Source organism: Mycobacterium angelicum (genome assembly GCF_002086155.1).
Classification (GTDB): Bacteria; Actinomycetota; Actinomycetes; order Mycobacteriales; family Mycobacteriaceae; genus Mycobacterium; species Mycobacterium angelicum.
Genome location: NZ_MVHE01000409.1, coordinates 1 through 263 on the forward strand (window position 1 = coordinate 1; position 263 = coordinate 263).

General features: G+C 79.8%; 1 protein-coding gene. It reads right to left on the bottom strand.

Annotated features, from left to right (window positions below):
* The coding region (locus BST12_RS34525; RefSeq protein ID WP_211281448.1) for a hypothetical protein at positions 1–253 on the bottom strand (253 nt) is incomplete at its 3' end.
* Positions 254–263 lie beyond the last annotated feature (10 nt).

A 263-nucleotide genomic window follows, 5' to 3' on the forward strand; every position in this document is an offset into this window, starting at 1 on the left:
CACCCGCCCCACCCGAGGCGCCGGCCCCGCCGGATCCGCCGACCCCCCCGTCGGAGAACAGCCCGCCGGTTCCGCCGTCGCCACCGCTACCGCCGGTGGCTGTACCGAAGGTGAATCCGCCCGCGCCGCCGGTCCCGGGAGCCCCGAAGAGCAGGCCGGCGTTGCCGCCGCGCCCGCCGGCCCCACCTGCCGCACCACCGCCGTCGGTGGAGGAGCCACCGACGCCGCCGGCGCCACCGGACCCGACCAGCATGGCGTTCCCG